The following is a 12,249-nucleotide window of genomic DNA, read 5'->3' as shown; positions in this document are numbered from 1 at the left end:
TCAGGGACGGAGGGAAAGGCCCGGGATCAGGACTTTTCCAGGTTGGCCAGGATGTGGCCATGGACGCGCATGCAGACCCGCAGGTCCTCTTCTTCAACACCCACAAACAGCTCTTGGCGCAGGGCATTGGCGATGGTTTCGATCTGGTCGATCAGTGGGCGGGCCGGGGCGCACAGTACGATCTTTTTCGCCCGGCGATCTTCCAGCACCGACTGGCGCTGCACCAGCCCCTGGGTTTCCAGGCTGTCGAGCAAACGGGCCAGGGTCGGGCCTTCAACGCCCACACTCTGGGCCAGTTCGCGCTGGGTCGGGGCTTCTTCGAAGCGGGCCAGGTGCAGCAATACCAGCCAGCGCGCCTGGGACAGGCCCAGCCCGGCCAGACGCCGGTCCAGTTCAGCACGCCAGCCACGGGACATCTGCGCCAACTGCATGCCAAAACGGTGTTGATCGGTTAACGGCATAAAAAACTCATGATTAGACTGAAGTAGTGAAAACTAATAATTAGTCAGCTAAGCATGCGCCTTGCCCGGAGGCAAGGCCCGACATGTACTGAATCGTTACTTCGTTGACGCAGCGACTCACATTTCGAATTCCGATTGCAGCGCCGCCCTCACGCAGTACAGAACGCCTTCAGGCACCCGTCCGGCGAACAACTCGGCAATTTCGGCCACCGGCGGCAGCTCACCCTCGCCGTCCAGGAAGGCATCCTGAATCTCACCCAGCAGGTCTTCCGGCAGATCCAACGCCTGTTCCAGCGACAACTCCTGCTTGCCGACAGCCTCGGCCAGCAGGGTGTAGACGTTCTTTTCCGAACATTGCAGCTGCCCGGCGATCTGCACCGGGGTCATGCCGGCGCGCGCCAGGGTTATCAGCTCGTGGCGAATATCGGCCACCACTTTTGGCGCCTCGACCTCGCCCCCCAGCACTTCGAGGAAGGCCTCGCCGTAACGCTCGAGCTTGCGCGCGCCGACACCGCTGACCTTGGCCATTTCCGCCAGGGACGTGGGTTGGCTGCGCAGCATTTCGAGCAAGGTCGAATCGGGGAAGATGACGTACGGCGGCACACCGTGCTCTTCCGCCAGTTTGCGCCGCAGGGCACGCAGGGCTTCCCACTGTTCGCGCTCTTCGCCACGCACCAGTTGGCTGGCCTGGCTGGTGCTGGTCTTGGTGGTGGTCTGCGGCTTGAGCTCGCGGCGCAATTCAAGGGTCACTTCGCCCTTGAGCAGCGGCCGGCAGCTGTCGCTCAGGCGCAGGCCGCCATACCCTTCAAGATCGATATCGGCCAGGCCGCGCGCCACCAACTGGCGAAACAGCGAACGCCATTCGCCCTCGCTACGGGCCTTGCCGACACCGAACACCGACAGGTGCTGATGACCGAAGCTGCGCACCTTCTCGTTATCCTTGCCCAGCAACACGTCCACCAGGTGGCCGACGCCATAACGCTGGCCGGTGCGATAGATCGCCGACAAGGCCTGTCGGGCCGGCTCGGTGGCATCCCAGGTTTGCACGCCGTCGACACAGTTGTCGCAATGCCCGCAGGGTTGCGGCATGTCTTCATCGAAGTAGGCCAGCAGGGTTTGCCGGCGGCAGCGGGTTTCTTCGCACAGCGCCAGCATCGCGTCGAGCTTGTGCTGTTCCAGACGCTTGTGGCGCTCGTCACCTTCTGAGTTCTGCAGCATCTGCTTGAGCATCACCACGTCCTGCAGGCCGTAGACCATCCAGGCATCGGCTGGCAGGCCATCACGGCCGGCGCGCCCGGTTTCCTGGTAATAGGCCTCGAGGGACTTGGGCAAATCCATGTGGGCGACGAACCGCACGTTGGATTTGTCGATGCCCATGCCGAAGGCAATGGTCGCCACCATGATCAGGCCTTCCTCATTGAGGAAGCGCTTCTGGTTGTGAGCCCGCAGATCGCTGGGCAGCCCTGCGTGGTACGGCAGCGCCGGGAAGCCCTGCTCGCAGAGAAACGCGGCGACTTCATCGACCTTCTTGCGCGACAGGCAATAAACGATGCCCGCATCACTGCGCCGCTCGTTGAGGAACGCCAGCAACTGCTTGCGCGGCTGCTCCTTGGGTACGATGCGGTAGAAAATGTTCGGCCGGTCAAAGCTCGACAGGAAACGCTCGGCCTCCTGCAAATGCAGGCGGGTGACGATTTCTTCGCGGGTGCGCTTGTCGGCGGTGGCGGTCAGGGCAATGCGCGGCACATCGGGGAACATTTCCGCCAACTGCCCCAGTTGCAGGTATTCCGGGCGGAAGTCGTGACCCCATTGCGAGACACAGTGCGCTTCGTCGATGGCGAACAGGGCGATATCCAGCCCCTGCAGGAACGACAGCATGCGTGGCTGCACCAGGCGCTCAGGGGCCAGGTAGAGCATTTTCACCTCGCCGCGGCGGATGCGCGCTGCCAGGTCGCGCTGCTGCTCGGCGCTGAGTGTGGAGTTCAGCGCGGCGGCGGCGACGCCGAGTTCTTCAAGGGTGGCGACCTGGTCGTCCATCAGCGCGATCAGCGGCGATACCACCACCGCGAGGCCTTCGCGCAGCAGCGCCGGAACCTGGAAACACAGGGACTTGCCGCCGCCGGTGGGCATCAGCACCAGGGCATCGCCGCCACTGGCCACGCGCTCAATGATCGCACCTTGGCGACCACGGAAACTGTCGTAGCCGAAGATGTCCTTGAGGACGCGTTGAGCCTGTTCGAGCATGAAAAACTCCAAAAATCGCTGAAATCCCTGAGCGCAGGCTGACTGAAAACACGTCGGGCTTCACGGACAAATCCGTTAGCGGACTTTTCCGCAACCGCCGCAACGCCTGCAGGGCATCACAAAACGCGCGAGTATACCCGAGCCCTCCCCGACAAAGGGTGCCGACAATCAGCCACCGGTAACCTTTGGAAGCGTTCAAATCTGCGCTGCGGCTGGCCTGGGCGCTCAAGAAGGCCTAGAATTCAGCATCGTTTATTCCCCAAGGTAGCCCCTCAATGTCCTTCGCCGAGCAACTAACCCGCCTGCAAGTCTTCCTCGACGCCGATGAGCTGCACGACGAGGCGCTGGACTACGTGGCCGCTCACGGCTACCTGACTGCGTTGTCGATCTGTTCCGAGAGCGTTCCCGATCGCGAGTGGATCGACGCCCTGTTCGCCGAAGAGCCGCACTACAGCGACGACACCGAACGCGAAGTGATCGAATCCACCCTGATTGCCCTCAAGGCCCACATCGCCCGCCAACTGGCGTCCGACGAAGAGTTCGAGCTGCCGTGCGAACTCGACCTGGGCGAAGACCCGGACGACTCCGACCTGCGCGGCTGGTGCATCGGCTTCATGGAAGGGGTGTTCCTGCGTGAAGCGGCCTGGTTCGAAACCGCGGAGGAAGAAGTCAGCGAAATGCTCCTGCCGATCATGGTCGGTTCCGGTCTGTTCGATGAACAGCCTGAATTCTCCGACATCGCCAGCGATGCCAACCTGATGGACGACATGATCGTCCAAATCCCGGAAGCCCTGACCGCGCTGTACCTGCTGTGCAATGCCCCGGACGAAAAGCCGGCGATCCTCAAGCCACGCCACCACTAAGCAACTGCCCACGATCTCGCGAGCAAAGGGTCAGGCACGGCAAACATGGCTGAGGAAGCGGAGTTTAGAGACCTAAATGAGCATTCCGAGGCCATTTTCAACGCGGCATCCCCAAGCACAGCACATCGTGAACAGGTTCTGAGTCGTCGCCTATGACCCCGCCCATAGGCAATCGCCCGCTGCTTCTGCGCTACGCCCTGCTGGCCATTGGCTGGCTGAGCGTGGTGCTGGGGGTGATCGGGATTTTCCTGCCGGTGCTGCCCACCACTCCCTTCCTGCTGCTGGCTGCCGCCTGCTTTGCCCGCAGTTCGCCGCGTTTCTACCACTGGCTGGTGGAACATCCACGGCTCGGTCCGTGGATTCGCGACTATCTCGATGGCAACGGCATTCCGCTCAAGGGCAAGGTCTATGCGATCGGCCTGATGTGGCTGAGCATCGGCCTGTCCTGCTACCTGGTGCCGCTGCCCTGGGCCCGTGGTTTCATGCTGACCAGCGCGGTGCTGGTGACGATTTACATCCTGCGGCAAAAAACCCTGCACAAACCCTGAGCTATCAGTGGCCACCATGGTTGCGCTGATAGGTGTCCTCGCCCATGGCCGCAATCTGCCCCTCGATCAACGCTTCGAACGGCTTGAGCAAAGGTTCGAACGAGGCCGGCGCTTCCAGGGTTTGCAAGGCCTGGACGATGGCCTCCAAGGTCGATAACGCTCCCGGCCCGGGCGCCTTGCGCAGGCGATAGCGCGACACCCCGCCCTGCCCCAGGCTGACTCGCGGCAACGCTGCCAGCAGCGGGTTGAGGTGCAGCAGCTTTCGCGCCTTGCGCCAGGTGCCGTCGGGCACCACCAGCAACAACGGCTGCGCCGCTGGGCCATAGGCCTGCAACGTCTGTGCGTCATCAGCCGGGAACAGCAACCTGGCCTGATAGCCAGGGCGATTCAGCAACTGCGGCAAGTCCGCGAACACTTCGCCGACGATCAGCTCGGCATTGGTCAGGCCCAGGGCCGCCAGGCGGGCGGTGTTCAACGCATGGTTGACCTCACTGGGATGCTGCAGCAGCAGCACCCGGGTGCGGCTGTCCAGCTGCGGTATCAACGCGCACAGGCAATGGCTTTCGGGGCGCAGGCAGCGCGGGCATTGACTTCGTGACATGGCGGCCTCCTCAAGCCTGGTTGAGCTGCGCCTTGAGCAGGTCGCGGAAGGTCTGGATCAAAGGCTCGCGGCTGCGCCCACGGCGCATGATCATCGAGAACGGCGCCTGGTAGCCAAAGGTCGCCGGCAGCAACACCCTCAGGTCGCCCTTGTCGGCCCAGGCCTGGGCGTAGTGCTCCGGCAGGTAGCCGATGTAGGCACCGGACAGCACCAGAATCAACTGCGCCTCCATACTTTCCACGGTCGCCGCGCTGTGCTTGAAACCATGCCGGGCCAGCTCTGCCTGGCTCCAATAGCCCCGGCCCACCATGCGCTGCTGGGTGATCAGTTGTTCGGGAATCCGCCGCTCGGTAAACAGTGGATGCCGATTGCTGCAATACAGCCAGTGCTGCTCGCGGTACAACGGCATGTACACCAGGCCGCTCATGCGCGTGGAGAACGCGCCGATGGCCAGGTCCAGGCGGTTGTCCTGCACCCCCAGCTGCAACTCGTAAGGGCTCATGACCGACAAGTGCAAATGCACCGCCGGGTGCTCCTGGCTGTAGGCGCCAATGGCTTCGGCGAAAGGCAGGGCCTTGTCGCTGACGGTGGAGTCGATCACCCCCAGGTTCAGGGTACCGCGCAACTCGCCCTTGAGCGCCGCAGCGTATTGCTCGAAGCCTTCGAGTTCGCCGAGCAGGCGCAGGGTTTCCTGATGGAACAGCTCGCCCTTGCTGGTGAGACTGAAACCGCCGCGCCCGCGATGGCACAGCACCAGCCCCAGCGCCGCTTCCAGCTGGCTCATGTAGGTGCTGATAGCCGAGGTCGACAGATTGAGTTCGTGCTGGGCATTGGCGAACCCCTGATGCCGCACCACGCTGACAAAGATGCGCAATAGTTTCAGATCAGGTAAAGCGTTGGCCATGACGGGCTCCGATAACCAGCGAAAAAACACCATCCATGGCTGAGAAAAATACCTGCCGCCAGATTGAACCGACCCAGCACACACCCGGATTACGCCGGCTGCATCACCGAGCGGGTCGGACATCCTCGCCACAGGGGGCGTGGCGGCTGGGCGAGAGTCTAGCGCCAAGCTCGGCATTAGTTCAGAAAAATCTGAACTAAGTATTTGTTCACAGCGATTCTTTCCCCGCAGCGCATTTCGCAGAATCGGCCTCACTCGGTTGTGCGGGCAGAGCCTTCTGCGCCGCCCAGCCCAAAAATAAAACAACGATGAGGCCAATCCCGTGGACAAGATCCTTCACCAACCACTGGGCGGCAACGAAATGCCGCGCTTCGGCGGCATCGCCACCATGATGCGTCTTCCCCATTTGCCCACCGCCGCCGGCCTCGATGCCGCGTTCATCGGCATCCCGCTGGATATCGGCACCTCGCTGCGGGCCGGCACCCGCTTCGGCCCGCGAGAAATCCGCGCTGAATCGGTGATGATTCGCCCGTACAACATGGCCACCGGCGCCGCGCCCTTCGACTCGCTGTCGGTTGCCGACATCGGCGACGTGGCGATCAACACCTTCAACCTGCTGGACGCGGTTCGCATCATCGAAGAAGCCTACGACGGCATCCTCGAACACAACGTGATTCCCCTGACCCTGGGCGGCGACCACACCATCACCCTGCCGATTTTGCGCGCGATCCATAAGAAGCACGGCAAGGTCGGCCTGGTGCACATCGACGCCCACGCGGATGTGAACGACCACATGTTCGGCGAGAAAATCGCCCACGGCACCACCTTCCGCCGTGCAGTGGAAGAAGGCCTGCTGGACTGCGACCGAGTGGTACAGATCGGCCTGCGTGCCCAGGGCTACACCGCTGAAGACTTCAACTGGAGCCGCAAACAAGGGTTCCGCGTGGTCCAGGCCGAAGAGTGCTGGCACAAATCCCTGGCCCCGCTGATGGCCGAAGTCCGCGAAAAAGTCGGCGGCGGCCCGGTGTACCTGAGCTTTGACATTGACGGCATCGACCCGGCCTGGGCCCCTGGCACCGGCACCCCGGAAATCGGCGGCCTGACCACCATCCAGGCCATCGAAATCGTCCGTGGCTGCCAGGGCCTGGACCTGATCGGCTGCGATCTGGTAGAAGTCTCGCCACCCTACGACACCACCGGCAATACCTCGCTGCTGGGCGCCAACCTGCTGTACGAGATGCTCTGCGTACTGCCTGGCGTGGCCCACCGCTGAGTCACGGCCATGAGCGATCAGGAGAACGTCCTCAACGCCGCTGCCGCATTGGTCGCGGCCTTCGCCCGCAACGACCGCGAAGCCTACTTCGCGGCGTTCAGCCGCGATGCCAGTTTTGTGTTCTACACCCTTCCCCAGCCGCTGTTGTCCCGCGATGCCTATCAGGTGTTGTGGGACCAATGGCGCGCCGAGGATGGCTTCGAGGTGCTCGCGTGCACCTCGAGCAATGCCTTCGTCAGCCTGCAAGGCGACGTGGCGCTGTTTATTCATGACGTGGCCACCGAGCTGCGCATGCAAGGGGAGCAACACTTCAGCCAGGAGCGCGAAACCATCGTGTTTCGCCGACAACAACAAGGCCATTGGCTGGCCTGCCACGAACATTTATCCGCCATGCCGGAAGGGCTGCCACCCCCTTAGCCAATACAGGTGACGCCCGCACACGATGGGCGCGCCTCGATGATCGGAGCAGATCATGAATAACAACAACAAAGAACACAGCCTTAGCAGCATTGAAACCAACGGAGTCGAACAGATCCCCGATCACGAACGCAGCGCCGGCCCCGGCGACCTGTTTCGTCTGATCTTCGGCGGCGCCAATACCTTTGCCACCGCCGTGCTCGGCAGCTTCCCGGTGTTGTTCGGCCTGTCGTTCCAGGCCGGAGTCTGGGCCATCGTCCTCGGCGTGGTGCTCGGGGCGCTGATCCTGGCGCCCATGGGCCTGTTCGGCCCGCTCAACGGCACCAACAACGCCGTCTCCTCCGGCGCGCACTTTGGCGTGCACGGGCGGATCGTCGGCTCGTTCCTGTCATTGCTGACCGCCATCGCCTTCTTCTCGCTCTCGGTCTGGAGCTCGGGGGATGCGCTGATCGGTGGCGCCAAGCGCCTGATCGGCCTGCCGGAAACCGACCTGAGCCTGGGCCTGGCCTACGGCCTGTTTGCGATCCTGGTGCTGACGGTGTGTATCTACGGTTTCCGCTTCATGCTCTGGGTCAACCGCATTGCGGTGTGGGCCGCGAGCCTGTTGTTCCTGCTGGGGATCTTCGCCTTCGCGCCGACCTTCGACAGCCAGTTCGCCGGAACCGTCGCCATGGGCCAGGCCGGGTTCTGGGCGGCCTTTATCGGCGCCGCGCTGGTGGCCATGAGCAACCCGATCTCCTTCGGCGCCTTCCTAGGCGACTGGTCGCGCTATATCCCGCGGGAAACCCCGAAAGCACGCATCATGCTGGCCGTGATCGCGGCGCAACTGGCAACCCTGATCCCTTTCCTGTTCGGCCTGGCCACCGCGACCATCGTTGCGATCAAGGCGCCGGACTACATCGCCGCCAACAACTACGTCGGCGGGCTGCTGGCGGTCTCGCCGAGCTGGTTTTTCCTGCCGGTGTGCCTGATTGCGGTGATCGGCGGCATGTCCACCGGCACCACGTCGCTGTATGGCACCGGGCTGGACATGTCCAGCGTGTTCCCGCGCCTGCTGTCGCGGGTCAAGGCGACCCTGCTGATCGGCGTGCTGTCGATTGCCTTCATCTTTATCGGGCGCTTTGCGGCGAATCTGGTACAGAGCGTGTCGACCTTCGCCGTGCTGATCATCACCTGCACCACGCCATGGATGGTGATCATGATCATCGGACTGCTGGTGCGGCGCGGCTTCTACTGCCCGGATGACCTGCAAGTTTTCACCCGTGGCGAACAAGGCGGCCGCTACTGGTTCCAGCACGGCTGGAACTGGCGCGGCCTCGGCGCCTGGATCCCCAGCGCGCTGGTGGGCCTGTGCTTCGTCAACCTGCCGGGGCAGTTCGTCGGGGTGCTTGGCGAACTGGCCGGCGGCATCGACATCAGCCTGCCGGTCACCCTCGGCCTGGCCTCCCTGGTGTACCTGGTGCTACTCGGCCTGTTCCCGGAACCGGCAGCGGTGTTCGGTCCAGGCGACCCACGCAGCAAGGGCATGGATTCGCTCACCAAACCGGCCCTCGGCCAAACCGTCTGAGTTCAAGGCGCCGGCTGGCCGGCGCTTGCCTGACCTAATAGTTTCACCATAAAAAAGATAATCGGAGAAACGCCATCATGGCTTTAGATCTATTTGTCGTACTTATCTACGCTGCCGCAATGCTGGTGCTCGGCTACTACGGCATGCGCAAGGCCAAGACCCACGAGGACTACCTGGTGGCCGGCCGCAACCTGGGCCCGACGCTGTACATGGGCACCATGGCCGCGACCGTGCTGGGTGGCGCCTCGACCGTTGGCACCGTGCGCCTGGGTTATGTGCATGGCATCTCCGGGTTCTGGCTGTGCGCCGCACTGGGCCTGGGTATCATTGCGCTGAACCTGTTCCTGGCCAAACCGCTGCTCAAGCTGCGGATCTTCACCGTGACCCAGGTCCTGGAAAAGCGCTACAACCCCATGGCGCGCCAGGCCAGCGCGGTGATCATGCTGGCGTACGCGCTGATGATCGGCGTGACCTCGATCCTGGCCATCGGCACCGTGCTGCAAGTGCTGTTCGGCCTGCCGTTCTGGATCTCGGTCCTGCTCGGCGGTGGCGTGGTGGTGGTGTATTCGGCGATCGGCGGCATGTGGTCGCTGACCCTGACCGACATCGTGCAGTTCGTGATCAAGACCGTGGGCCTGATGTTTATCCTGTTGCCGATCTGCCTGTACCGCGTCGGCGGCTGGGACGAACTGGTGAGCAAGCTGCCGGCCTCGAGCTTCAGCTTCACCACCATCGGCTGGGACACGATCATCACCTACTTCATGATCTACTTCTTCGGCATCCTGATCGGCCAGGACATCTGGCAACGGGTGTTCACCGCCAAGACCGATAAAGTGGCCCAGTACGCAGGCACCGTCGCCGGCGTCTACTGCATCATCTACGGCCTGGCCTGCGCCCTGATCGGTATGGCCGCCCACGTGCTGCTGCCGGACCTGGACAACGTCAACAACGCCTTTGCCGCCATCGTCAAAGCCTCGCTGCCGGACGGTATCCGTGGCCTGGTGATCGCTGCCGCACTGGCCGCCATGATGTCCACCGCCAGCGCCGGCCTGCTCGCCGCCTCCACCACACTGACCGAAGACCTGCTGCCGAAACTGCGTGGCGGCAAACAGTCGAGCCTGGGCATCAACCGCCTGTTCACCTTCCTCACCGGGATCGTGGTGCTGGGCATCGCCCTGGTGGTCAACGACGTGATCAGCGCCCTGACCCTGGCCTACAACCTGTTGGTGGGCGGCATGCTGATTCCGCTGATCGGAGCGATTTTCTGGAAGCGCGCAACCACCTCCGGCGCCATCGCCAGCATGGGCCTGGGTTTCGCCACGGCTCTGGTGTTCATGATCAAGGACGGCCTGGACGCAAACACACCGATCTACTACAGCCTGGCTGTCGGCCTGATCAGCTTCGTGGTGGTCAGCCTGCTGTCCCGCCGCCCGGCTCCCCTGGCCAACGCGGTTTAAGCTGAATTCGGACATTTTTGGGAGTTTCTTCAGCGGGTGCAGCGTCGGAGGCTGCACCCGTTTTTTTTGCCTGGGGAAAAGCGCCGTACGCCTACCCGTCAAGGGCACACCCAGGCTCGCGGCAAGCCCGAGCAACCTGTGCTGTACTGCGACTAGCACCGCACCAGCTCCGCCGGTCGCGGCCAAGGGTAAATAACAATAAGACCCGAGGTGCTCATGAACGCCTTTGACTTGCCACTCGGCACCATCCCCCCATGCCATCCCCCCTGCTGCGCAAGCGCCCCATTGGATTGTCTGCCGGAGCCCCGGTCATGAAACGCGCCCATGTGCGCCAAGTCGTGCGCGACTACATCCACCGCCTGCTGGAGCGCAACCAGCCGTTCGACGACCAACTCGACCTGCAAACGCTGGGCCTGGACAAGCAGGATCTGGAGGAATTGATTTTCCATCTGGAAGATGAGTTCGGACTGACAGCGTTTACCCACGAGGAAGATCAACTGCTCAAGGCCGCGAGCACGGCCAATGACCTCAGTCAGTTTTTGCTGAAGATTTCCAGGCACTGAACATCAAGGTGGAAATACTGGGAGTGCGCCTATAGGGACGTAGCCACATCCTAGGCGCGGGTTGAAAAGTAGAGGAGCAAGCCTTGCGCTTGCTCCACATCGACCCGATCAGCGGCGTTTTTGCTGCCGACGTCGTTGGTCGTCGTCCGTACGAATCGGCACCGGCTGCAACGGTGGCTCGATCAGGCCCAATGCGACGCCAAGGTCGTGAAGCCAGTTTTGCAGTTTGTCTTTCATAGCGCCCCCCTTAAGGGTCATGCCGAGCGACGGGATTCTTTGGCCGCTTCGCACTGATAATAGTCCTAAGTCCTACGCATTGCTCGCCCTAGATCGCAATGATCTGTTACCGGATTAATCTGAATCATCCGTGGACTTTTCTTAAAGAGCAGCCATCCACCGCCGCTTCGGCCTTGGCGGCTTCCTGCAGTTCGATCCATGCCGTGAGGTTGGCGCCGAGCATGCCCTTGCGCCACATCAACCAGGTGGTGGCGCTGGCGAACGGCTCGGCCAGGGTGTGCACCGCGACACTCTCCCGCCCCGGCAGGCTGGCCAGCATCGACTGCGTCATCATCGCCACCCCTGAACCGGCAATCACACAGGCGAGCATGCCCTGGTAGGACTCGATCTCCATGGCCCGGCCCATGGTCGCGTGGTCATGGGCAAACCAGGACTCCAGGCGCATGCGATAGGAGCAGCCCCGACGAAAGGTAAATACCGCCCGGCCCTCGACGTCGCGGGCGCTGCGCACCGGTGGGTGGCCCGCTTCACTGATCAGCACCAGGGTTTCATCGCACAGGGGTACACCGTCCAGCCCCGCCAACTGCAGCGGACCGTCGACCAGGGCCGCATCCAGGCGCCCGGTCAGCAGGCCCTCCAGCAACTCACCGCTGGGGGCCGACTGCACCTGCAGGTTCACCATCGGATAGGTGCGGTGATAACGCGCCAGCAGCGGCGGCAACTGGATGGCTGCCGAGCTGTGCATGGTGCCCAGCACGAAGACGCCCGCAGGCTGCCCTCCTTGCAGCGCGGCCTGGGCCTCATCGTGCAGGGCGAACAAGCGCAGGCTGTAATCGAGCAGCACCTTGCCCGCCGGCGAGAGCAGCAGCCGCTGCCGCTCCCGCAGAAACAGCTCGACGCCCAATTGCTCCTCCAACTGCTTGAGCCGGGTAGAGAGGTTGGACGGCACCCGATGCAGACGCTCGGCCGCGCGGGTAATGGAACCCTCCTCGGCCACAGCCTGGAAGATGCGGAGCTGGCTGAATTCCACGATACTCTCCAAAAGTGAACAAGTTGCTTAATATTATTCATTTTTAAAGAAAGTCAATCGATCCTAGCCTGACGGTCACTGCTC

The 12,249-nt window shown here is 62.7% G+C and carries 13 protein-coding genes; 7 read left to right on the top strand and 6 right to left on the bottom strand.

Going from position 1 to position 12,249, the window contains the following annotated elements; genetic code table 11:
- Positions 1-26 precede the first annotated feature (26 nt).
- Positions 27-461: a MarR family transcriptional regulator gene (locus MF4836_RS33135; RefSeq protein WP_078473915.1), complete on the bottom strand. Its 435-nt coding sequence runs from the start codon at positions 459-461 to the stop codon at positions 27-29.
- A gap of 117 nt (positions 462-578) precedes the next feature.
- A complete protein-coding gene (recQ, locus tag MF4836_RS33130) occupies positions 579-2,705 on the bottom strand; it encodes a DNA helicase RecQ (RefSeq protein WP_020297784.1) in 2,127 nt (708 codons plus the stop codon).
- Between the two features lie 275 nt (positions 2,706-2,980).
- Between recQ and MF4836_RS33125 the strand changes: the two genes are divergently transcribed.
- Together MF4836_RS33125 and MF4836_RS33120 are read left to right on the top strand one after the other, a co-directional pair.
- A complete protein-coding gene (locus tag MF4836_RS33125; RefSeq protein WP_078473914.1) occupies positions 2,981-3,568 on the top strand; it encodes a UPF0149 family protein in 588 nt (195 codons plus the stop codon).
- Between the two features lie 152 nt (positions 3,569-3,720).
- A complete protein-coding gene (locus MF4836_RS33120; RefSeq protein ID WP_020297782.1) occupies positions 3,721-4,116 on the top strand; it encodes a YbaN family protein in 396 nt (131 codons plus the stop codon).
- 4 nt (positions 4,117-4,120) lie between these two features.
- Here the strand turns inward: MF4836_RS33120 and MF4836_RS33115 are convergent, their stop codons facing one another.
- The gene (locus MF4836_RS33115; protein ID WP_078473913.1) at positions 4,121-4,717 is read right to left on the bottom strand and encodes a tRNA-uridine aminocarboxypropyltransferase; all 597 of its coding nucleotides are present in this window, start codon (positions 4,715-4,717) and stop codon (positions 4,121-4,123) included.
- Between the two features lie 10 nt (positions 4,718-4,727).
- Positions 4,728-5,621 (bottom strand): LysR family transcriptional regulator, encoded by an 894-nt coding sequence (locus MF4836_RS33110; protein ID WP_078473912.1) that lies wholly within the window; start codon positions 5,619-5,621, stop codon positions 4,728-4,730.
- Positions 5,622-5,943: 322 nt separating this feature from the next.
- Between MF4836_RS33110 and speB the strand changes: the two genes are divergently transcribed.
- The 5 genes from speB (at position 5,944) to MF4836_RS33085 (ending at position 10,898) form a co-directional block, all read left to right on the top strand.
- Positions 5,944-6,894: an agmatinase gene (gene speB / locus MF4836_RS33105; RefSeq protein ID WP_020297779.1), complete on the top strand. Its 951-nt coding sequence runs from the start codon at positions 5,944-5,946 to the stop codon at positions 6,892-6,894.
- Positions 6,895-6,903: 9 nt separating this feature from the next.
- Positions 6,904-7,311: a YybH family protein gene (locus tag MF4836_RS33100; RefSeq protein ID WP_078473911.1), complete on the top strand. Its 408-nt coding sequence runs from the start codon at positions 6,904-6,906 to the stop codon at positions 7,309-7,311.
- A gap of 55 nt (positions 7,312-7,366) precedes the next feature.
- A complete protein-coding gene (locus MF4836_RS33095) occupies positions 7,367-8,878 on the top strand; it encodes a purine-cytosine permease family protein (RefSeq protein ID WP_078473910.1) in 1,512 nt (503 codons plus the stop codon).
- 77 nt (positions 8,879-8,955) lie between these two features.
- Entirely contained in the window at positions 8,956-10,335 is a 1,380-nt protein-coding gene (locus tag MF4836_RS33090; RefSeq protein WP_078473909.1) for a sodium:solute symporter, read from the top strand.
- 311 nt (positions 10,336-10,646) lie between these two features.
- On the top strand, positions 10,647-10,898 hold the full coding sequence (locus MF4836_RS33085) for a phosphopantetheine-containing protein (RefSeq protein ID WP_078473908.1): 252 nt from the start codon (positions 10,647-10,649) through the stop codon (positions 10,896-10,898).
- Between the two features lie 108 nt (positions 10,899-11,006).
- Here the strand turns inward: MF4836_RS33085 and MF4836_RS36015 are convergent, their stop codons facing one another.
- Together MF4836_RS36015 and ptrR are read right to left on the bottom strand one after the other, a co-directional pair.
- Positions 11,007-11,135, bottom strand: a complete 129-nt coding sequence (locus MF4836_RS36015; RefSeq protein WP_274522656.1) for a PA1414 family protein — start codon at positions 11,133-11,135, stop codon at positions 11,007-11,009.
- A gap of 124 nt (positions 11,136-11,259) precedes the next feature.
- Complete coding sequence (ptrR, locus tag MF4836_RS33080; protein ID WP_078473907.1) at positions 11,260-12,165, bottom strand: putrescine utilization regulator PtrR; 906 nt, start codon at positions 12,163-12,165, stop codon at positions 11,260-11,262.
- Positions 12,166-12,249 lie beyond the last annotated feature (84 nt).

This window comes from Pseudomonas sp. MF4836 (assembly GCF_002018875.1).
Lineage (GTDB): Bacteria > Pseudomonadota > Gammaproteobacteria > Pseudomonadales > Pseudomonadaceae > Aquipseudomonas.
The sequence above is the reverse complement of the archived record's forward strand: the minus strand, read 5'-3'. Positions and strand labels throughout refer to the sequence as shown.

Excerpts from the sequence above, each read along its gene's own strand:
- MF4836_RS33115 (WP_078473913.1), bottom strand. The coding sequence starts at position 4,717 with ATGTCACGAAGTCAATGCCCGCGCTGCCTGCGCCCCGAAAGCCATTGC.
- MF4836_RS33100 (WP_078473911.1), top strand. The coding sequence starts at position 6,904 with ATGAGCGATCAGGAGAACGTCCTCAACGCCGCTGCCGCATTGGTCGCG.
- MF4836_RS36015 (WP_274522656.1), bottom strand. The coding sequence starts at position 11,135 with ATGAAAGACAAACTGCAAAACTGGCTTCACGACCTTGGCGTCGCATTG.
- MF4836_RS33085 (WP_078473908.1), top strand. The coding sequence starts at position 10,647 with ATGAAACGCGCCCATGTGCGCCAAGTCGTGCGCGACTACATCCACCGC.
- MF4836_RS33125 (WP_078473914.1), top strand. The coding sequence starts at position 2,981 with ATGTCCTTCGCCGAGCAACTAACCCGCCTGCAAGTCTTCCTCGACGCC.
- MF4836_RS33110 (WP_078473912.1), bottom strand. The coding sequence starts at position 5,621 with ATGGCCAACGCTTTACCTGATCTGAAACTATTGCGCATCTTTGTCAGC.
- recQ (WP_020297784.1), bottom strand. The coding sequence starts at position 2,705 with ATGCTCGAACAGGCTCAACGCGTCCTCAAGGACATCTTCGGCTACGAC.
- MF4836_RS33120 (WP_020297782.1), top strand. The coding sequence starts at position 3,721 with ATGACCCCGCCCATAGGCAATCGCCCGCTGCTTCTGCGCTACGCCCTG.
- MF4836_RS33135 (WP_078473915.1), bottom strand. The coding sequence starts at position 461 with ATGCCGTTAACCGATCAACACCGTTTTGGCATGCAGTTGGCGCAGATG.
- MF4836_RS33095 (WP_078473910.1), top strand. The coding sequence starts at position 7,367 with ATGAATAACAACAACAAAGAACACAGCCTTAGCAGCATTGAAACCAAC.
- MF4836_RS33090 (WP_078473909.1), top strand. The coding sequence starts at position 8,956 with ATGGCTTTAGATCTATTTGTCGTACTTATCTACGCTGCCGCAATGCTG.